Annotated in this window: 20 protein-coding genes; 12 read left to right on the top strand and 8 right to left on the bottom strand. The window is 40.2% G+C overall.

What is annotated here, in order from left to right:
- Window positions 1-15: 15 nt before the first annotated feature.
- Together N523_RS0105130 and N523_RS0105135 are read left to right on the top strand one after the other, a co-directional pair.
- On the top strand, window positions 16-585 hold the full coding sequence (locus N523_RS0105130) for a DUF2799 domain-containing protein (protein ID WP_081745111.1): 570 nt from the start codon (window positions 16-18) through the stop codon (window positions 583-585).
- Window positions 586-615: 30 nt separating this feature from the next.
- Complete coding sequence (locus N523_RS0105135; RefSeq protein ID WP_231485782.1) at window positions 616-864, top strand: hypothetical protein; 249 nt, start codon at window positions 616-618, stop codon at window positions 862-864.
- Window positions 865-912: 48 nt separating this feature from the next.
- Here N523_RS0105135 and N523_RS0105140 read toward each other — a convergent pair whose 3' ends face one another.
- The 4 genes from N523_RS0105140 to N523_RS0105155 are packed head-to-tail and all read right to left on the bottom strand — an operon-like array spanning window position 913 to window position 4,399.
- The gene (locus N523_RS0105140) at window positions 913-1,413 is read right to left on the bottom strand and encodes a DUF3299 domain-containing protein (RefSeq protein ID WP_028834506.1); all 501 of its coding nucleotides are present in this window, start codon (window positions 1,411-1,413) and stop codon (window positions 913-915) included.
- A 14-nt stretch (window positions 1,414-1,427) separates the two neighbouring features.
- Window positions 1,428-2,675, bottom strand: a complete 1,248-nt coding sequence (locus N523_RS0105145; protein ID WP_028834507.1) for an ABC transporter permease — start codon at window positions 2,673-2,675, stop codon at window positions 1,428-1,430.
- Window positions 2,672-3,358 carry an ABC transporter ATP-binding protein gene (locus tag N523_RS0105150; RefSeq protein WP_028834508.1) on the bottom strand — a complete coding sequence of 229 codons (687 nt, stop codon included), beginning with the start codon at window positions 3,356-3,358 and terminating at the stop codon, window positions 2,672-2,674. The genes N523_RS0105145 and N523_RS0105150 overlap by 4 nt, the downstream gene beginning before the upstream one ends.
- Window positions 3,359-3,364: 6 nt before the next feature.
- On the bottom strand, window positions 3,365-4,399 hold the full coding sequence (locus N523_RS0105155; protein ID WP_036949900.1) for a CDP-glycerol--glycerophosphate glycerophosphotransferase: 1,035 nt from the start codon (window positions 4,397-4,399) through the stop codon (window positions 3,365-3,367).
- A gap of 217 nt (window positions 4,400-4,616) precedes the next feature.
- Between N523_RS0105155 and N523_RS0105160 the strand changes: the two genes are divergently transcribed.
- The 5 genes from N523_RS0105160 (at window position 4,617) to N523_RS0105180 (ending at window position 10,067) form a co-directional block, all read left to right on the top strand.
- Window positions 4,617-5,720 carry a phosphoribosylaminoimidazolesuccinocarboxamide synthase gene (locus N523_RS0105160; RefSeq protein WP_028834510.1) on the top strand — a complete coding sequence of 368 codons (1,104 nt, stop codon included), beginning with the start codon at window positions 4,617-4,619 and terminating at the stop codon, window positions 5,718-5,720.
- Between the two features lie 137 nt (window positions 5,721-5,857).
- Complete coding sequence (locus N523_RS0105165) at window positions 5,858-6,523, top strand: methylamine utilization protein (protein WP_028834511.1); 666 nt, start codon at window positions 5,858-5,860, stop codon at window positions 6,521-6,523.
- Window positions 6,513-8,828 carry a bifunctional diguanylate cyclase/phosphodiesterase gene (locus tag N523_RS0105170; RefSeq protein ID WP_028834512.1) on the top strand — a complete coding sequence of 772 codons (2,316 nt, stop codon included), beginning with the start codon at window positions 6,513-6,515 and terminating at the stop codon, window positions 8,826-8,828. The genes N523_RS0105165 and N523_RS0105170 overlap by 11 nt, the downstream gene beginning before the upstream one ends.
- A 13-nt stretch (window positions 8,829-8,841) precedes the next feature.
- Entirely contained in the window at window positions 8,842-9,648 is an 807-nt protein-coding gene (locus N523_RS0105175; RefSeq protein WP_442960087.1) for a DUF3034 family protein, read from the top strand.
- Window positions 9,648-10,067, top strand: a complete 420-nt coding sequence (locus N523_RS0105180; protein WP_028834514.1) for a group I truncated hemoglobin — start codon at window positions 9,648-9,650, stop codon at window positions 10,065-10,067. The genes N523_RS0105175 and N523_RS0105180 overlap by 1 nt, the downstream gene beginning before the upstream one ends.
- Window positions 10,068-10,104: 37 nt before the next feature.
- Here the strand turns inward: N523_RS0105180 and N523_RS0105185 are convergent, their stop codons facing one another.
- Entirely contained in the window at window positions 10,105-10,851 is a 747-nt protein-coding gene (locus N523_RS0105185; RefSeq protein WP_028834515.1) for a glycosyltransferase family 25 protein, read from the bottom strand.
- A 131-nt stretch (window positions 10,852-10,982) separates the two neighbouring features.
- On the opposite strand from N523_RS0105185, the gene N523_RS0105190 reads away from it, so the two are divergent.
- On the top strand, window positions 10,983-11,813 hold the full coding sequence (locus tag N523_RS0105190) for a sulfurtransferase (RefSeq protein ID WP_028834516.1): 831 nt from the start codon (window positions 10,983-10,985) through the stop codon (window positions 11,811-11,813).
- Window position 11,814: 1 nt separating this feature from the next.
- On the opposite strand, the gene N523_RS0105195 is transcribed toward N523_RS0105190, so the two are convergent.
- A complete protein-coding gene (locus N523_RS0105195) occupies window positions 11,815-12,165 on the bottom strand; it encodes a DUF5522 domain-containing protein (protein WP_028834517.1) in 351 nt (116 codons plus the stop codon).
- 43 nt (window positions 12,166-12,208) lie between these two features.
- Here N523_RS0105195 and N523_RS0105200 point away from each other — a divergent pair, with 43 nt between their 5' ends.
- Window positions 12,209-12,535 (top strand): hypothetical protein, encoded by a 327-nt coding sequence (locus N523_RS0105200; protein ID WP_028834518.1) that lies wholly within the window; start codon window positions 12,209-12,211, stop codon window positions 12,533-12,535.
- Window positions 12,536-12,663: 128 nt separating this feature from the next.
- Here the strand turns inward: N523_RS0105200 and N523_RS0105205 are convergent, their stop codons facing one another.
- Window positions 12,664-13,632: a class 1 fructose-bisphosphatase gene (locus N523_RS0105205; RefSeq protein WP_008115459.1), complete on the bottom strand. Its 969-nt coding sequence runs from the start codon at window positions 13,630-13,632 to the stop codon at window positions 12,664-12,666.
- A gap of 154 nt (window positions 13,633-13,786) precedes the next feature.
- Here N523_RS0105205 and N523_RS0105210 point away from each other — a divergent pair, with 154 nt between their 5' ends.
- Both N523_RS0105210 and N523_RS0105215 read left to right on the top strand, forming a co-directional pair.
- The gene (locus N523_RS0105210; RefSeq protein WP_028834519.1) at window positions 13,787-16,216 is read left to right on the top strand and encodes a zinc-dependent metalloprotease; all 2,430 of its coding nucleotides are present in this window, start codon (window positions 13,787-13,789) and stop codon (window positions 16,214-16,216) included.
- Window positions 16,217-16,355: 139 nt separating this feature from the next.
- Complete coding sequence (locus N523_RS0105215) at window positions 16,356-17,129, top strand: YggN family protein (protein ID WP_008115461.1); 774 nt, start codon at window positions 16,356-16,358, stop codon at window positions 17,127-17,129.
- 75 nt (window positions 17,130-17,204) lie between these two features.
- On the opposite strand, the gene rsuA is transcribed toward N523_RS0105215, so the two are convergent.
- Complete coding sequence (gene rsuA / locus N523_RS0105220; protein WP_028834520.1) at window positions 17,205-17,903, bottom strand: 16S rRNA pseudouridine(516) synthase RsuA; 699 nt, start codon at window positions 17,901-17,903, stop codon at window positions 17,205-17,207.
- A 58-nt stretch (window positions 17,904-17,961) separates the two neighbouring features.
- On the opposite strand from rsuA, the gene zapE reads away from it, so the two are divergent.
- Window positions 17,962-19,071 carry a cell division protein ZapE gene (zapE, locus tag N523_RS0105225; protein WP_028834521.1) on the top strand — a complete coding sequence of 370 codons (1,110 nt, stop codon included), beginning with the start codon at window positions 17,962-17,964 and terminating at the stop codon, window positions 19,069-19,071.
- Window positions 19,072-19,080 lie beyond the last annotated feature (9 nt).

The raw sequence follows: 19,080 nt of genomic DNA on the forward strand, positions 1-19,080 counted from the left end.
ATCTTAGGAAAAATAATGTCTAGTCGTTACTTGTTTTTACTGTTTTTCATATTGCTATCAGGATGCTCTTCTTTGTCTCAGGATGAATGTATACAGGCCAATTGGACAAATTTAGGCTTTAGTCATGGTGAGCAAGGGTATACATTTGAACATGGCAGAGAAATCATATCTGCTTGTAGTGAATTTGGCATCACTGCAAAATTAGATGATTATCAAGCTGGTTACAAACAGGGGCTCGCAGCCTTTTGTGAGCCTGAAAATGGCTTTACCCTAGGTTTACGAGGCGATGCGTATAACGGGATTTGTAATGACACACAGTTTAGAAAAGCATGGCAAGAAGGTAATGAGCGTTATCAATTTGAAGAAAGGAAAGCCGAGATAGATGATCGACTTAATAATATTAATTGGCGGCTGCAATCTATTAGTGATGAATTAACGAGTGATAAACCGTCAAGTAGCCAAAGTAAAGAGTTACGCCGAGAGCGAGAACAGTTGGAGAGAGAGCGTCGTGATTTAAGAAAAGAAAAAGCACTTCTGCCATTACTCAACAAGCTTCCATCATGGCATTTTGAGTACGAACTATAATTTATAACGTGTTCTTTTAAGGTGATTAATATGAAAGTAATGTCAATTTTAATAACATTTCTGATCCTCAGTGGGTGTGCGTCAAAAGAAATGCCAGAGGGTTATGGAGATGAAGTATTTGCAGAGCATGAGTGCTTAGGTGGTGAAGTTGAAACAGACTATAGCTACACAATTTTTAGTTCTGACGAAGATGAAAGTAATAAGAGCACGGTGAAGTCGACTTGTCATCCAGTGAAAACGCAGTCTGAACTTGAACGAGATATAAGAACGGGTGGTTGATAGAACAAAATAAAAACCCACTATAGAGTGGGCTCTGTATTTTAAGAATTAAAGCTCAAAAGGAGCAACACCGACAGCTTGCATTGTGTAACCTACTTGGGCGATTTCACCAGACCAAGTTTGCGTTTTAATAATACCCGTTACAACAATCGCATCGTATAAGCTATCGATAGGGACACCGCCTTTAATGGTCACATGAACCAGCTGATTTGGCGGCGGGGGTGGCACATGAATACAGGCACCAAAGTAAGGGACTAATAAAAACTCGGTGATAAGTTCGCTATCGCCTTCAAGAGGTACAACAAAACCAGGTAAGCTAACAGACTGCCCATCAAGTGCTTTAACAACTGGCGCGTCTAAATCAGGTTGCACCCAGTTTTGTTCACTGCCTTCGTGATTAGCTTGTGCTTGAGTATCTATTTGTACATGGCCCTCGGGTATGAGGTCTTCCCAAAAAATTTCCTTGGGTGGATTTGCAATGCTAGCAAAGCTAATTAGCACTGCGCTTAATAGCATTAAAGAGTGTGTAGTTACTTTAAACAACGTCATGATCATCCTAAAGTTTATATTTTTATACTCATACCATCACTGAGAGAATAAAAGTAAGCGCGTGTAGCGGGGATCAAGCCAATAATAAATCCCGCAGCCATAATAACGCCAATCAAAGTGAGTTCATAGTCAGAGAGCATGCTGATATTAATACTCACTCCAGCTTGGCTTTGTAAGTAACCCGCGGTCGTACCCATAAGCGCATAAAATAGAGTGCAACCTACTAAGCAACCTAAAAAGGTGGTAAGCAGTGATTCCATACTGATCAGCGAAAATAATTGCCAAGGGCGGGCACCCACAGAACGCAGTATTGCCAGTTCTCTGCGGCGTTGATTAAGGTTAGCAAGTAATGTGGTTAACATACCGAGCAAGCTAATAATGACCACCACAAATGAAAATAACAGCAGTATTTTTTCTATTATTGCCAGCATTTCCCAAAGCTCTTTTAAAGTGACTGTGGGCATAATCGCTAATAGAGGTTCTTGTTTATATTGGTTAATGTTGCGCCTAATTTGTAGCGTATAAAGCGGGGAGTCGAAGCCCATTAAAAAGGCGGTAATTTGTTTTGGGTGCCCAATTAATGCATGGCTCGAGTGATCATGATGATCGTCATGATCATGATGGCCGCCACCATGGATCAGCTCAATTGCCGCCAGTGGCACATGCAAGGTTTTATCCACCGGGGTACCGGTAGGCTTTAAGATACCAACCACTTTAAAAGGGTTATCATCATGATGATGAAAGCTAGTATTGCCCATGCCATGAGAAATCACAATTTCATCACCAATTTTATAGGCCAGTTTACTTGCAACCTCATTACCTATAACAACTTCATTGATGCTAGAAAAAGCCTGTCCTTGTTCAAATGCTAAGGGTTGTTTTTTAGCAAATCGATAGTGCTTAAAATAATCGAGTGTGGTGCCTAAGACAGCTTGACCTTTATGGCTATCTCCAAGGCTGATAGGAATGCTCCACTTAACCCCGCGCTGTTTTGTTATGTATTGATAGCTTTGCCAACTCATCCCATTGTTGGTATGGCCAATTCTAAACACCGAGGAGAGGAGTAATTGAATATCGCCAGTGCGTGCGCCAACAATTAAATCGGTACCCGAAATGGTATTACTAAAACTACTTTTAGCATCTACGCGAACTCGCTCAATACTGAGTAATAACATGACGCTAATCGCAATAGTGAGCAATGTCAGTAATACGCTGGCACGTCTATTGAGCAAACTTTTATAGGCAAGTTTAAATAAAATCATACATCACCTTGTAAACTTACTAAGTCGATTGTGCGGCTAAAGAGTGGCTTTAATGTTTCATCGTGACTGACAAAAACAAGCGTGCTGTTACTTTTTTTTGCTTGTTCAAATAGCAGCTTAATAAAGCTTTCACGATTTTGGGTATCAAGTGCTGAAGTAGGCTCATCGGCAATAATAAGTTCAGGGCTGCCTATAAATGCGCGTGCTGCAGCAACACGCTGTTGTTGCCCAATACTTAAAGTGGCAACATTTTGATTATGAAAGTGCGCCTCTAACCCCAGTGCATTGAGTAATCTGGCTGCTTCACTCTCTAAATTATCGGCTTGGCTGAGCATGTGTTGCTGACGCTTTTTCGAAAATTGGCACCCTAAACACACGTTTTCTAATGGGGTTAAATAAGGTAGTAAATTAAAGTTTTGGAAAATATAGCCAATATGATCCGCTCTAAATGCATCGCGCTGTGCGTTGGTGAGCGCACTTAGGTTTTGGTTTAAAACACAAAGTTGGCCGCTAGTGGTTACATTAATGCCTGCCAGTAGCGCTAGTAAGGTAGATTTACCACTACCGCTTGGACCATGTAAAAAAACATGTTCCCCAGCATTAATCGTAAGCTGCTTAATAGCGAGAGTCGGGGTGACTGCGCTTTTTTGCCATTTGAAAGAGACATTCTCAAGGTTGATCATAACGGCTTACCAACTCCAATAGTTAAGTCTTTTGCGCATTTTAAATTGTCTAATAAAATTAAGCGGTTTTGCTTTGAGTTTTTCATCACTGTGCAACAGTTCATTGGTTGCGCAAAGTACTCGTTGGCTTGATTTACCATCTGTGTATGGGTGTAACTCTTGGCAAAAAGCTTCAATATTATCTACAAGTTCTTTTGGGTAAGTTAGTGCGTAGTCTATTGCGGCTTCAACGTTATTTTTATCCGTAATATCAAGTAAGTGTTTTTCAGGTGCTTTATTGCAAAACGTTACAACTGGTTTTCGTTGTACCAAAAACATCAGTAATATGGATGAAGTGTCGCACAGCATTACATCAGCAGATTGTAATAAAGGAATAACATTGTCTGTTTCAACAAAGGTCAGATTGTCATTACTTAACGCTTTGTATTTATCAACCCACTCTTGTGCCATTTTAGGATGAAACTGAACTAAGAGTCGCCATTTACCGCTTTCACTAAAGTGTTTTATTTGTTCATAAAGTTTAGGTGCAAGAGATAAGCGTTTTGAGAATGTAGAGCAGATCAATACTGTTGGGCGAGAGTCTGTTTCATCAATGTGGCTAGGCTTTGAGTTACCGTTAAAAAATTGATCTAGGGGAGGCCAACCTGTTTCTACTACCTTAAAATAACCCAATTTTTTTTGTAACGCCGTAAATGGAGCCGTTGTATTTGGGCCTTGTGTACAATATAAATCAAAGCAGCCCCGCACTTTAAAGTGATCGTTTTGGCCTTTTTTATTTAGCTTTCCAGCATCAAAGCCGTGAAAAACAGCCACTTTCTTTCCGGGAAAAAATGTAGGGATAGAGTTCGCTGGTGCAAAGGTTGCGTCAGGCGCCCATTGATTTATTTCGTGGATGGAGCTTAGCGTTTTTTCATCACTTTTTAGAAAGTCAGGATTAACATTATCGCCTTCTAAAAACCATTTAACTTCCCCTCCTTGAGCTAATATTTCTGCTTGCAAAGGTCTTAAAATAGCGTAGGAATAATTTTGAGAAATATACATTAAATATTTCTTATTCTTAGTGGCAGTTAAATAGTTCAAGCTAGCTCCTTAGGGCAAGTAATCATTCAAGTTTACCCCAATGTGCTAGCTAGATAAATATACTGAGATGATTTGTTTTTAGCCTAAGATTGAGCTTTGTGGTTGGCTAGATTATTATAGAGCGCCTAACCCCAATTCCATACTTTGCTCTTTGAGCATGCCAAACCCCGGAGATAGCATGACTAGCTATAAAGTTTTAGACGTAAACGATGACTTACCCATTCGTACCAAAGGTAAAGTACACAGTGGTAAAGTGCGTTCAGTTTATTGGTTAACCGATGCAGATAGTAAACGCTTAATAAATGAAAAAGGCTATAACGTACCTGCCGATACTGAACTTGCCATTATGGTTATTTCAGACAGAATTTCTGCTTTTGATTGCATATGGCAAGGTGAAAATGGGCTAAATGGCGTGCCTGGTAAAGGGATTGCATTAAACTCAGTGGCCGCTCATTGGTTTAACATGTTTGATGAAGCTGGTTTGGCTGGCAATCATATTGTTGATATTCCTCATCCTTATGTATGGATTGTTCGTAAAGCCAGTACGGTTAAAGTTGAAGCGATTGCTCGTCAATATATTACCGGCAGTATGTGGCGTGACTACGCCAAAGGCGAACGACACTTTTGTGGTTTACAACTTCCTGAAGGCTTAAAAGCGAATCAAAAGCTTGCACAGGTGCTTATTACTCCTTCTACTAAAGGCATTATTGAAGGAGTGGCTGATATTCCTGCTGTTGATGATGTAAATATTACGCGTGAGAATATTACAAATAACTTAGATGTTTTTAATTTTAAATCGGCTGACGATGTCGCCAAATACGAAAAATTATTGGTAGAAGGGTTCGAGCTAATTAGTAATGAGTTAGCTAAGCTCGGGCAAATTTTCGTCGATACTAAATTTGAATTTGGTTACGTAGAAGATTTAAATGGTGCGCAGCAACTTATTTATATTGATGAAGTAGGGACACCCGATTCATCACGTATTTGGGATGAAGCATCTTATAAAGATGGCAAAATTGTTGAAAACTCAAAAGAAGGTTTCCGTCAGCTATTAATTAATAACGTGCCAGAGAGCGATGTGTTATTAAATAAAGACCGTATGGCTGAGCGTGAGCAGTTAGCAAAAGATTATATTTTACCTGAGTCAGTAATGCTTGAAGTGTCTGACACTTATGTGGGCATCGCGAGCAAAATTATTGGTAAAGAGATTATTATACCTAATGATCCGCGCCAAGAAGTGATTGCTATTTTAGATGCTGATTACGGTTTAATCGTTAAATAACGTAGTAAGTAGACAGATATAGCAAAGCTCATTTTAACTAATGAAAAAGTATTTATTTTAAGTAACTGAGCTATAATTCTTGCAATTAGTGCTCGTCTCTAATTAACTTAACCTATGGTGAATTTTTGGGTGTGGTTATGTTAGAGCGAGCATGGCAAGTTATTGCAAAACGTCGTTATTTATTAGTACTGGGTGTATTGTTTAGTGTATCGGCTTTTGGTAATACCATTAATTTGGTTATTAAAGATCAGCATGACCAAGTATTGCCTAATGCTGTCGTAGAAATAAATCATTTACCTTCTTCAAAAACTTCGGGCAATTTACCCACAGCGGTAATGGATCAAGTTGATAAACAGTTTTCTCCAGAGTTGCTTATTGTGCACCAAGGTCAGTACGTCGACTTTCCAAATAGCGATAATATTCGCCACCATGTTTATTCTTTTTCAAAAGCTAAACCTTTTCAATTAAAGCTCTATTCTGGCCAGCCAGAAGAACCTATTAAGTTTGATAATCAAGGTGTTGTTGTTCTAGGCTGCAATATTCATGACTCCATGGTGGGCTATATATATGTCGCTAACAGTAGTCATGTGTATACCAGTAACGAGCAAGGCCAGATAAAGCTGCAAGTAGACACTTTTCCTGTGCAAGCCAGTGTTTGGCATTCACTGCAAACAGCTCCCTTGGATAATAAAAAACTGTTTAATATAGAATCAACCAGCCCGTTATCAATAACTATAAATACATCTACCCCTGCACCACGTAATACCTTTGGCAGTCAATTTAGGGAAGGCAATGGCCAATAATTTACGCAGTCGTATTACAACGCTTTGCGTTGGCTTGGTATTACTCACTACCTTGGTTAGTTTACTGAGCTTTTGGTGGTCTACCAGTAAATTTCAGGTAGAAAAAGTGCAACAAAATATAACGGTTGCGCAAAGCGTTTATAAACAATATTTAAAATCAAAAGAGAGCTTATTATTAACAGCCGCAAAGGTGTTAACCGCTGATTTTGGTTTTAAGCAAGCGGTTGCAACTCGTGATGCCGCCACTATTAGCAGTGTGTTATACAACCACAGTCAACGGATCAATGCGGATCTTATGCTGTTGCTCGATTTATCAGGGCGGTTAGTGTCAGCTAATGTTAATGCACAAAATTTTGCCGATAACCTACAACCCTTGATGGATGAGTTATTAAATAATTCTGAACAATCGAGTTTTGTGGTGTTAAATAACCAGTTGTATCAAGTGATTTTATTGCCAGTTAAAACTCCCAGAACCATAGCTTACAGTTTGGTCGGATTTAAAATAACATCTGCAGTGGCTACTGAGCTAAAAAGCTTAACCGGAATGGAGGTTAGTTTTGTTGCGCAATTAGATGATTTTGCAACAAGCTCGCTAGTATCCCAACCAGATAACTTTCAACCAATAGCGTACTTTACCAATAAAACTACGGCTCGTTTTTTTGCCGAATATTTGGCCTATGAAAACGAACAAATAGCTTTACCCTCTTTACAATCGCATCCGATAACCTTACTGCTTAGCGCAGATTTAACCTCGAGTTATCGCGATATTGAGCAATTATTATTAACGCTGATCACACTCGCTGTTTTAACTATGTTATTTGGTGTGATCACCAGTAGTTTGTTAGCAAATAATTTAACGACTGGACTTTCACAGTTAGCGGTTATTGCCAGACAGTTTGCGAAAGGCGACTACCGTTTTAAATTTGAAGGTAAAAAGCAAAGCAGTGAAATAGAAACCCTCGTGAGCGCTTTTAATAACATGGGTAATGATATTAATAAGCGTGAACAGCAAATTAGTTTTCAAGCACATCATGATACCTTAACGGGGTTTTATAACCGTTCTGCTATGTTAGATTTATTAGCAAAGCGGCTCACTAACGATGCGCGGTACACGCTTGTTGCTATTGATATAAAAGGCTTAAGGCATATAAACGATAAACTTGGCCCACAAGTAGGGGATGGATGTTTAATTGCAGTGGCAAACCGTATTCGTCAATTTTCTGATGAGCTAGGTGGTTTTCATGCTCGAATTGGTGGCGATGAATTCTTAACGGTTTACCCTTGTGCAGAGGTTGAGCAGGTAAAATGTGCAGTGGCTGATTTACTCAAGCAATTACAGCTAGCTTACAAGGTTAAAAATTTAAAAATAAGCTTACGTTTTAATGCTGGTATTGTGCAATACCCAGAGCAAGGGACTAAAGCAGACGATTTAATGCGACGTGTACTCATTGCTGTAGATGCAGCTACAACGAGTCAGCAAAGCTTACATTATTATCAAGACGGTGAAGATGAGGCGCATTTAGACCGTTTAATTATGCTTGATGAACTCAAACAAGCAATTGATGATGATAATGGGCAATTATTCATGACCTATCAGCCTAAGTTGAACATTAAAAGTCAGAAAATTGATAAGGTAGAGTCTCTTATTCGTTGGCAACGAAAAGATGGGAGCTGGGTGTCGCCTGAGGTCTTTATTGATTTAGCCGAGCAGTCAGGGTTAATAGTGGAGCTGACCGCTTGGGTCGTCGATACTGTGATTGCACAAATAGCCGATTGGTCAAAAAAAGATATTCATTTACAAGCCGCTATTAATGTTTCTGCCCAAGATATTGCTCATTCAGGTTTTCACGCTTCGTTGGTAGCCACCTTAAATAAATACCAAGTTAACCCAAGCTCTGTGACTATTGAATTGACAGAGCGAGATATGATTGAAAATGAGGCCCAAGGTATTAAAGCGTTAGAAGATTTAAAAAGCATTGGCGTTAAAATTTCATTGGACGATTATGGCGTAGGGCAAACATCACTAGGACGGTTAAAAATGTTACCTATTGATGAGCTTAAGCTAGATAAATGCTTTATTTTAACTCTGCACGAATCACAAAAAGATCAATACATAGTGCGCTCCTCAATCACATTGGGTCACCAATTAGGGTTTTCTGTTGTGGCTGAGGGTGTGGAAACCGCTGAATCTTTATCAATGCTTCACGAAATGCAATGCGATCATGCGCAAGGTTACTATTTAAGTCGCCCTTTAAAAGCGCAGCAATTAGAACAATGGTTAGAGGAATATCAGCGTGTACATTAAATTTTTACTGAGCATGACACTCTTACTTTGCAGTACGTTAACTGTAGCTGCAACGGGGAAGTTATTGGCAACACCTGGGGTGTCTCAAATTGAAGGCAGTGCAGGGGGAGGATTAGTTCCTTGGGCACAATTGGCAGGGTATGCCAGTGAAGACGAATGGGCTGTTAATGGTTTTTGTAGTCGTGCTGATGTTACTGACTACCGTCTTGATGCCTGCGGCATGCAGCTTAACCTATTCAATCGTGTTGAGCTCAGTTATGCGGAGCAGCAGTTTGATGTACCGGCGCTCAATACCGAAATAGAGCAGTCAATTACTGGAGCAAAAGTACGTTTATACGGTGATATTGTTTATAGTCAGTGGCCACAGTTAAGTGTGGGCGTACAGCATAAGTCATTGGATGATGGCACAGTTGCAAAGTTAGTTGGCGCTAAAAAAACCAGCGGTACAGATGTGTATATTGCAGCCAGTAAATTACATTTAGGTGCACTTGCTGGATATAACTGGTTTTGGAATGTGACTACTCGCTACAGTAAAGCCAATCAGCTAGGGCTGTTGGGATATGGTGGTGCTAATGAGGGCAGCCATATTTTGTTAGAAGCAAGTAGTGCGGTGTTTTTAAGCCGCGAATTAGCCGTTGGCATTGAGTATCGGCAAAAAGCCAATAACTTGGGACTAGGCGAGCAAGACTGGCGCGATTTATTTATAGCGTGGATACCTAATAAGCATATGAGTGTGACTGCGGCCTATTTAGATTTAGGGCGGATTGCTGGTGTTGATAATCAAACTGGCTGGTATTTATCGGTTACGGGGTATTGGTAATGAAACTGAGTGTATTTATTTTTTGTTGTTTAAACTTACTTGCAGGGTGTACAACACAACCCAACACTTCTTTGTATCAGCAGCTTGGCGAACAAGCTGGGCTTGAGAGACTAACTGATAGTTTTATTACACAAATAGGTAATGACCAACAAGTGTTTCATTACTTTGAGCACAGTAATATCAGTCATTTTCGACAAGGGTTTATCAGTCATTTATGCTCCCTAACAGATGGCCCTTGTGAATATAAAGGTGACTCTATGGTCGCCATTCATACGGGGATGAACATAAATGAAAAAGACTTCAATCACGTTGTCGATTTATTAATAAATGCAATGAACGAGCAAAATATCCCACATACAGTGCAAAATAAAATTTTAGCTAAAATGGCGCCACTGCGTGGCAAAATTATTAAGATTTAACCGAACGCAGTCATACAGCCAATATATTGAACTACAGTTATAACTTTTTAGTTATAACTGATACATCGGCTGATATTTTTTTGCGTTGCATATATAAGTTTAACCTGTGTTTTAAGTTTCTAATAAATGTACTTTTATTAGAATGCGAACCTGCATTAGCGCTTGTTATTTCACTAATAAAGCTTCGATCTTCGGCAACCGGGTAGGGTTTTATGCCAATCATACTTAGCCCTACTTCTGTGTGAAATTGCATATCGACATCTACAGGTCTAAAAAATGGTTTTCTTTGCAGTAGTTTTTTAGCCCCACTTAATGAAATGATGTAGCCTTGAGTGCCATTTGGTGCTTTTTTATAATTACCGACTGTTAGATTATTTTCTAATGGGGCACTGTCAATAAATGGAAAATTTCTGTTGTCAGATAATTTTATTAAATCCCAGTTTTTCAATTTAATTGCCGCATCAACAACATCTTTAAGCGAAGCCTCAATGAAAAGGTCATCCTCTAATACAACACAAAAAGGCATGTTTTCATTAACCATTTTTTGCCAAAGGCGCATATGACTTACATAGCAACCAATTTCACCTGCAGATAGATTGCGATTGTAACGTTTTTTATTTTTTTTCGGGCAATACCACTTGAGGGTTTCTTCTTCACTAAGGTTTTTGCCAATGGTCGCTTCAAAACGTTCAGCATTTAAGTGTAGGCTGGTAAGTCGCTTTAGGGTTGTTTCCCAACGGTCTTCGCAGCCTTGCATATTGATAATGTAAAAAGGGATTGGCATAATTTTATTTTATTTAGAAACCTCAAAGCAGCTATTTTAGCATTATTATAATTTGTAACCAGTCTAAATTCTGTTTATAAACAGGCTGTAATAATATATAGCTATTTCATTTCCTCAAATTTGGAAAGACGATGAAAAACATGGTCAGTGCACAATGGTTACATGCTCGCTTAGAGCAAGCTAACCTGGTTATTTTTGATGCGGGTATGTTACGTCCCTCAGCTGCGGGGGAGTACTCACCCGTTGCCATGCTTCCTAAAGCACAACGGTTTGATATCAAAAAAGAACTCGCAGATCCCTCAAACCCATTACCTAATACCTTGTGTAGTGCAGAACAATTTACTCAAGTGATGCAAAAAGCGGGAGTGAATCACGATTCACTTGTGGTGATTTATGAAGATGCAGGGTTATTCAGTGCAGCTAGAGCTTGGTGGATGTTTAAAGCCATGGGGTTTGATAACGTAAAAGTCCTCAGTGGCGGTTTAGCCAAGTGGCTTGAACTCGGGCTTCCGATTGAATCAAACTATACACAAGCATCATTAAAAGGCGATTTTATTGCTCAATACCGGCCTGATTACTTTATTGATAAAAAACAGGTGCTAAGAGCTACTGAGGATGCCAATACAGTTATTTTAGATGCACGCGCTTATGAGCGCTTTACCGGCAAAAGTAGTGAGCCAAGAGCCGGAATGCGCAGCGGCCATATTATTAATAGCTATTCGCTACCTTTAACTAGTCTATTAGAAAATGGTGAGGCAAAATCACTCGACTTTATACAGGCAAAGTTTAGTGAGTTAGTCGGTAATGCAACCCACTTACAATTTAGCTGTGGCTCTGGCGTTACTGCCTGTGCGCTTGCGCTGTTTGCCGATGAATGCGGCTATAGTAATTTAAGTGTGTACGATGGCTCGTGGAGTGAATGGGGCGCTGATAACTCACTGCCTATTGCTGTGTGTGGCTAATTTAGCTATAAGGGCAATTTTTACAACCATTTTTGCAGCAAGTACCACGCTTTAAAAAATACCACTTACTAAACACCATGTAACTATTTTGCATGGTGTAATCTAACCCTTCAATTAAATTATCATTACTTCTAAATTGTTTAGCAAAAGCGATTTGAGCTTTTATTGGCTGGGTATATATAGTTTCTAAATAGTAATTAATTTTAGCAAGAGTACATGATCGGCATAAGCAGCTAGTTGCTGTATCATCGAGTGGTAAAATAGCGGGTAACTGATAACACCAACATGCGGTTATATCATTAACATTACAGTTAAGCGTTGTATTACATTGGCTGCAGTTTATCTGGGTCATTTTAGGTCTTATTAACAGTAGAGCAGCAAGAATAACAAACATTATGAATATACAAAAAGCATTGGCTGAATTTATTACTTTTGGAGAGCAAAGAGATGAAGCAATCTCAGTAATAGTGTCAAGCTCTGCGCACAATGCTAAGCCACTTTATAAGTTAACGACACCCATATTGATTGATGTGCTTAAGCGCTGTGTAAGTAATGAAATAGATCTCGATGATCTCGCGCTTTGGGCCAACGTCATTGAATCAAGAGCAGATATAGATAGCGCTGAGCATGAAGGGGTTATTTATGCGCTGAGTAATAGCGAGCAAATGGGAGAGCTTAGCCACAAAAAGCTTGAACAATTATTAGCATTATTAAAGGACTAGATTTAGGCTAACTCAACTCTTTTAGATGCGAGCTTACTGCGGTTTTATGTAACGGATAAATAATACTAAGCCGCATTTAAGTTAAATGCGGCTTAGTATTTTCTGACAACTGACAACTGACAACTTGTTTACTTATGATAGCTCAAGCAAGTTTCTACTTCGTCTTTAGAGCCTAAAATAACCGCAACACGCTGATGGATGGCATCAGGCTGAATATCCATAATACGCTCAGTGCCTGTTGAAGCAATACCACCTGCTTGCTCTACTAGCATTGCCATTGGGTTTGCTTCATAAAGTAAACGCAGTTTATTAGGCTTATTAGGATCTTTAGTATCAGTTGGGTAAGTAAATAAGCCACCACGGCTAAGTACACGGTGTACATCGCCAACCATTGCAGCAATCCAACGCATATTGAAGTTTTGAGCACGAGGGCCTGTATCTCCGGCAAGTAAATCATTAATGTAGTTTTGCATCGCCGGTTCCCAGTGGCGCTGGTTTGAGGCATTAATTGCAAACTCATTGGTTTTAGCAGGAATAGCGGCAAAATCTTGGGTAAGTAAAAAGCTACCTTGGGTTTTATCTAAGGTAAACATGCGTGTACCTTTACCCGTTGTTAGCGCAAGCATAGTTGATGGGCCATACAGTACGTAACCTGCAGCTACTTGTTGATGCCCAGGTTGCATAAAAATCTTTTCATCAGCAGCATCTGAGCCCACCGGCGCTTTCATAATAGAAAATATAGTGCCTACTAGCGAGTTAATATCGGTGTTTGACGAGCCATCAAGTGGGTCAAATGCAACAATGTACTCAGCATCTGGGTTACCGGCAACGGTATAATCTTCTTCTTCAGAGGCAATCGCTTTAACTGTGCCTGACTCCAGCAATATATCTTTTAATAACTGATTAGACAGTACATCGAGTTTCTTTTGTGTTTCGCCTTGAATGTTTTCATCGAGGGTTGAGCCTAATACGCCCGATAATTCACCTTGACCGACGCGAAATGAAATTTCTTTACATGCCGCTAAAATAGTACGAATTAACGACAAAAGTTCTCTTGAACAGCCATCTTCTAGTAATACTGGTGGGAGTCTACGCATTCTTTTTTCCTGATAACGTGTTAAAACTAATCATAATGTGAGAGAGATTAGTTTAGAGCGCTGAAATTCGTCTTAAATAACTGTATTGTATAAATAACCCCCTATAATGGGGTACCTACATCGCATTTAAAACGCTAATAACAAAGATAAGATTATGCAAAAAATATCACGATTAAGTTACATACTCTTTACTGTGCTGCTCTGTATGATAACCCAAGCGCACGCAGCAATTAAGTCTATTGACGAATTTACTGAAAAAATGAACCATTTCCCTGGTTATTTTTCTTTCTTTTACGATACGCAAAACGGCAATGTGTATTTAAAAGTTGATAAACTTGAACAACAATTTTTACTACAGCATAGCTTGCCTTATGGAGTAGGGTCTAACGATATTGGTTTAGATAGAGGCCAATTAGGCGGTACTTATTTGGTACAGTTTGAGCGCTTTGGCAATAAGGTGATGTTGCGCGCTGTAAATACTTACTACCGTGCTAACACAAGTAATCTAGCAGAGCAGCAAAGCGTTAAAGAAGCGTTTGCATCCAGTATTTTGGCGGGTTTTAAAGTTGTCGCGCAAGATGACAATGCTGCATTAATTGATTACACCCCCTATTTACTAAGCGATGTACATGGCGTAAGTCGTACTTTAGCTGCGCGCAAGCAAGGGCAGTTTAGCCTTGATGAGTCACGCAGTGCGGTATTTATGAATCGCTCAAAAGCATTTGTAAAAAATACTGAACTTGAAGCCATTCTCACCTTTAAAGGGTCTAAACCAGGTGAATATGTGCGCCAAGTGAGTGCTGATCCATACGCGCTAACCGTGCATATGCACCATTCATTAATCAAATTGCCTGATGACAATTACACGCCACGAAAATTTAGCCCGCAATCGGGTTATTGGAGTGTGGAGCATAAAAATTATGCGGCAGGGCTCGATGAGTCTATGTATGTGCGTTACATTCCACGTCATCGGTTAATAAAAAAAGATCCGAGTCTGGCTGTAAGTGAACCGGTCGAACCCATTGTGTATTACTTAGACCCTGGCGTACCTGAACCAGTTAAAACGGCCTTACTAGAAGGCGGGCAATGGTGGAATGACGCCTTTAATGCAGCAGGATATAAAAATGCCTTTGAGGTTAAGGTGCTACCAAGTAATGCTGATCCTATGGATGTTCGCTACAACGTTATTCAATGGGTGCACCGTGCTACCCGAGGCTGGTCGTATGGCAGTTCAATTATAGACCCACGTACAGGCGAAATTATTAAAGGCCATGTCACACTAGGATCGTTGCGAGTGCGTCAAGATATCCTTATTGCTGAATCACTGGCAGCGCCTTATTTAAAAGGCAATGAAGTGGCAAGCACTTTACATGCAATGGCACTTGATCGTATTCGTCAACTCAGTGCTCACGAAATTGGTCATACACTGGGTATTGCGCATAACTTTGCTGCGTCAGTAAATAATCGTGCTTCGGTGATGGACTATCCGCATCCGTTGTTAAGTTTTGCTGATAATGGTCAGTTAGACGTATCTGATGGTTATGCTAAAGGCATGGGGGCATGGGATACCCAAGTGATAAAATATGGCTACAGCGACTTTACCGGACAAGATGAAAGCGCAGCACTCGCTGCTATTTTACAGCAAAATAAAGCGCAAGGTTTGGCGTTTATTTCTGACAGTGATGCCCGTGCCAAAGGTGGGGCGCACCCTACAGCGCATCTTTGGGATAACGGCAGTAATCCAAGTGAAGAATTACTTAGAGTGCTTGATGTGCGAAAGCAGGCGCTTGGGCAGTTTGGCATTAATAATATAAAAACTGGGGTTGCGCTATCGCAATTGGAAGAAAAGCTAGTACCGCTTTATTTGTTCCACCGTTATCAAGTTGAAGCGGTTGCTAAGCTTATCGCGGGCGTTGATTATGATTATGAGATACGCAGTGATGCACCCGTTAAAGGCGCCCAAGTTGTAACTAAAGAGGCTCAACAACAAGCGGTTAATGCCATTTTAGCGACCCTAAAAGCAAGCAACTTAACGCTTCCAGAGTCGACACTTTCCTTAATCGTGCCTAAAGCGTATGGCGAGTCTAAATCACGAGAAAGTATAGTGGGGCGTACCGGCTTAACTATGGATGCACTTGCATTACCTGAAGTCGCCGCGCAGCATAGCTTATCGCTATTACTTAATGCTCAACGATTAAATCGTTTAGCACAGCAACAAGTGCGAGATAACCGCTTTTATGGCTTAGATGAGCTGCTTAAACAATTATATAAGCAGGTGTTTAATGTATCAGCGCCTGCCACCATGGCAGGAAAAGTAACGCAACGAGTACAGTACTTAACGGCAAAAACTATGGCTGATCTTGTCGCTAGCCAAACACTAAGTCCAGAGGTGCAAGCGCAACTGCATTTTTACTTAAATAAACTAGCGGATGAGTTTAATCAACACTCTTTACTGAGCCATCCTGAAGTAGGTGACAGCGCATTTAAAGACTATTTAGCGGCGCAAATTAATCAGTTTTTAACAACAGGCCAGTGGCCTGATAATTTTAAAGCGTTACCTATACCACCAGGCTCACCTATTTAATAGTACAAGCCAGAGGATAAAGGCGCTGTATAAACGTTACGTTTCATGGTGCCTTGTTTTTAGGGTGTTACTTTTGCTTGCATAAAGTTGGTTTTTTGTTAATCTAGCCACCCCCTATTTTAGTCTTTTTGAGGTGTTTATGGCGTTTTTATCTCGTTCGATATTGGCGTTATCAATGGCACTTTTAAGCTGCAATGCAATCGCACAAAAGCAATGTGATGTTGAACTTCGTCATGGTTTAATTATTACCGATGATGTGATCCGTATTGTTGATAAAGGCCAAACTAGGGTGCAAATTAACAATAATAATCAACTGTTTATTCGAGGCTACTGGGTCGATTTAAGTACCGACGAAAGTAAAGTGCTAGAACAATTTAGCAATGGTATTCGTCAAACGGTTCCTGAGCTAGTCGATTTAGCGACTGACGGTGTAAACCTTGGGCTTAGTGCTATTGAGCATGTTGTTGAGGGCATGTCAGATAAAGAACCCGAAGTGCTAAAAACGCAATTACAATATGTAGAGCGTGCACTTATGGATAAGTTTAAGCGTGGCGACGACTTCTTTTTTATAGCCCCTCAATCGCTTTCCCAAATTGATGATTTTTTTACTAAAGAAATTAGCCAAAAAATACACTCTGCAGTACATGGCTCTTTGGGTGCTATTTTAATGTCGCTCGGGGATGCGTTTAAATCTCGAGAAGGCAATATAGAAGACCGCATGAACGACATGGGGCAACGCATGGATATCATTACCAAAGAAATCGATAAGTCGTTGCAGAAAAAAGCCCACCAATTAGAACTTAAAGCTTCTGAATACTGTGAATGCTTAAATTCTCTAGATATTACTGAGTCTCGTCTGCAAGCGATTGTACCCGGAATGACAGACTTTGATTTAGTACAAATTAAATCGTAAGAGCAGGTTTTAGACGCCAGGTTTCAGAAAGGGCTGCGGTCAGTTTGAAGCTGTTTTCCTAATACCCAAACAACCTTACAGTTTTATCTCTGCGGCGGTTAGTGGGCGGTATTCACCTGCAGCCAGATCTTCACCTAGCTTTATATCCGCAATTTGTTCACGATGTAATTCAACTACCTTGTTATCTACCGCTGCTAGCATACGTTTTACTTGGTGATACTTACCCTCAGAAATAGACAAGCGTAAACCATAATTCCCTGAGCGCTCAGCAATAGCAGGGCGAGTTAAATCTTTTTCATTGTGAAGCTGCACACCGTCGCGTAATTGCTGCAGTGCATCATCGGTAATCGGCTCTTGAGTTTCAACCAAGTAGGTTTTAAATTTATTCTTTTTAGGCGAGGTAATTTTGTGTGACCAGTCGCCATCATTAGTAATAAGCACTAGGCCAGTGGTGTCTATGTCTAAACGCCCAGCAATGTGAAAATCGGCCATGTTTGGCTCATCAAGCAAATCAAATACGGTTTTGTGTAACTCATCCGAATTAGCGCACACATAACCTACCGGCTTATTGAGCATAAAGTAGCGTTTACCTAAAAAAACTAATGGCTCGTCATAAAACAGCACGTCATCTTGTTGGCTAACTTGAAAGTCGAATGCCGTGATCACCTCACCATTAACGCTAGCCGCTTGACTTTTTATTGCCGCACGGGCTTTTGAGCGTGGTAACTCTGCTAAATGGCTAATAAATTTATCTAAACGGCAAGGAAATTTCATGTTGTTCACATTTTTAGTCGGCTACAATGGCCGCGAGTATAGCGGATAGTGAAATACCATGACAGAGCCCAGCACAGAAATTTTAAGCCTGTACCACCGCAAAGTTTCATCAGGAGAGCTTGATTTTGATGCGGCGCAGCACCAAGCTGTGAGTGCGTTACAGTCTTTAAATGAGCAATTAAGTCAACCTACAAGCTGGTGGCAAAAAGCACCTTTAATTAAGGGAATATATCTATATGGCCCGGTTGGTCGGGGTAAATCTATGTTGATGGATTTATTTTATGAAAACTTACCCACAGAGAAAAAGCAGCGCCTGCATTTTCATCACTTTATTGAAAAAATTCATGCTCAATTGGCCAAGTTACAAGGGGATAAAAATCCGCTACAAATAATAGCTAAACAGTGGGCCAAAGAGATAAAGGTACTGTGCTTTGATGAGTTTTTTGTTAGTGATATTGGTGATGCCATGATCATGGCTCGGTTATTTAACGCTTTGTTTGAACAAGGCGTGGTACTAGTCGCAACCTCTAACGCAAAACCCGAGCAACTTTATTACAACGGTTTGCAACGCGCGCGATTTTTACCAACTATCGATTTAATAAATGCGCATTGTCATGTAATTAACGTAGCGGGGGAGGAAGACCACCGCTTCAGGTACGGTAGAAGCAGTCGTCATTATTTTATTAACTTGCCCCACGCGGAATTTGAGGCTGGGTTTTTATCCGCATACCCTCAAGCAACGCGTGATAATACAATGACTGTGCATGGTCGAGCACTTCCCTATTTATTAAAAACTAACGATGCACTACTGATTGATTTTATGGCACTGTGCGCAGGTCCTCGCAGCGCCAATGACTATATGTTTTTAGCAGAACAGTTTTCGGTGCTATATATCGCGAATGTGCCAATAATGGGCAAAGAAGCAACCGGTAAAGTTATTGTACATGGTATAGAAGACAGCTATCAGCGCGAAAAGCAGCAGTTAGATGAGCATACGCTCGATGATGAAGCACGGCGTTTTATTGCCTTAGTCGATGAGTTTTACGATTGCCACAAATTACTAGTAATTAATGCCCAGGCCGACATAAACGAGTTATACCAAGGTAAAAAGTTATGTTTTGAATATGCGCGAACCCAGTCACGGATTGTAGAAATACAAAATTGGTAAGTACAACAT

This window comes from Pseudoalteromonas sp. 23_GOM-1509m, assembly GCF_000518425.1.
Classification (GTDB): domain Bacteria; phylum Pseudomonadota; class Gammaproteobacteria; order Enterobacterales; family Alteromonadaceae; genus Pseudoalteromonas; species Pseudoalteromonas tetraodonis.

Excerpts from the sequence above, each read along its gene's own strand:
- rsuA (WP_028834520.1), bottom strand. The coding sequence starts at position 17,903 with ATGAAATTTCCTTGCCGTTTAGATAAATTTATTAGCCATTTAGCAGAG.
- N523_RS0105190 (WP_028834516.1), top strand. The coding sequence starts at position 10,983 with ATGAAAAACATGGTCAGTGCACAATGGTTACATGCTCGCTTAGAGCAA.
- N523_RS0105130 (WP_081745111.1), top strand. The coding sequence starts at position 16 with ATGTCTAGTCGTTACTTGTTTTTACTGTTTTTCATATTGCTATCAGGA.
- N523_RS0105185 (WP_028834515.1), bottom strand. The coding sequence starts at position 10,851 with ATGCCAATCCCTTTTTACATTATCAATATGCAAGGCTGCGAAGACCGT.
- N523_RS0105160 (WP_028834510.1), top strand. The coding sequence starts at position 4,617 with ATGACTAGCTATAAAGTTTTAGACGTAAACGATGACTTACCCATTCGT.
- N523_RS0105170 (WP_028834512.1), top strand. The coding sequence starts at position 6,513 with ATGGCCAATAATTTACGCAGTCGTATTACAACGCTTTGCGTTGGCTTG.
- N523_RS0105155 (WP_036949900.1), bottom strand. The coding sequence starts at position 4,399 with ATGTATATTTCTCAAAATTATTCCTACGCTATTTTAAGACCTTTGCAA.
- N523_RS0105205 (WP_008115459.1), bottom strand. The coding sequence starts at position 13,632 with ATGCGTAGACTCCCACCAGTATTACTAGAAGATGGCTGTTCAAGAGAA.
- N523_RS0105145 (WP_028834507.1), bottom strand. The coding sequence starts at position 2,675 with ATGATTTTATTTAAACTTGCCTATAAAAGTTTGCTCAATAGACGTGCC.
- N523_RS0105200 (WP_028834518.1), top strand. The coding sequence starts at position 12,209 with ATGAATATACAAAAAGCATTGGCTGAATTTATTACTTTTGGAGAGCAA.
- N523_RS0105210 (WP_028834519.1), top strand. The coding sequence starts at position 13,787 with ATGCAAAAAATATCACGATTAAGTTACATACTCTTTACTGTGCTGCTC.
- N523_RS0105195 (WP_028834517.1), bottom strand. The coding sequence starts at position 12,165 with ATGACCCAGATAAACTGCAGCCAATGTAATACAACGCTTAACTGTAAT.
- N523_RS0105140 (WP_028834506.1), bottom strand. The coding sequence starts at position 1,413 with ATGACGTTGTTTAAAGTAACTACACACTCTTTAATGCTATTAAGCGCA.
- N523_RS0105175 (WP_442960087.1), top strand. The coding sequence starts at position 8,842 with ATGACACTCTTACTTTGCAGTACGTTAACTGTAGCTGCAACGGGGAAG.
- N523_RS0105135 (WP_231485782.1), top strand. The coding sequence starts at position 616 with ATGAAAGTAATGTCAATTTTAATAACATTTCTGATCCTCAGTGGGTGT.
- N523_RS0105215 (WP_008115461.1), top strand. The coding sequence starts at position 16,356 with ATGGCGTTTTTATCTCGTTCGATATTGGCGTTATCAATGGCACTTTTA.
- N523_RS0105165 (WP_028834511.1), top strand. The coding sequence starts at position 5,858 with ATGTTAGAGCGAGCATGGCAAGTTATTGCAAAACGTCGTTATTTATTA.
- N523_RS0105150 (WP_028834508.1), bottom strand. The coding sequence starts at position 3,358 with ATGATCAACCTTGAGAATGTCTCTTTCAAATGGCAAAAAAGCGCAGTC.
- N523_RS0105180 (WP_028834514.1), top strand. The coding sequence starts at position 9,648 with ATGAAACTGAGTGTATTTATTTTTTGTTGTTTAAACTTACTTGCAGGG.
- zapE (WP_028834521.1), top strand. The coding sequence starts at position 17,962 with ATGACAGAGCCCAGCACAGAAATTTTAAGCCTGTACCACCGCAAAGTT.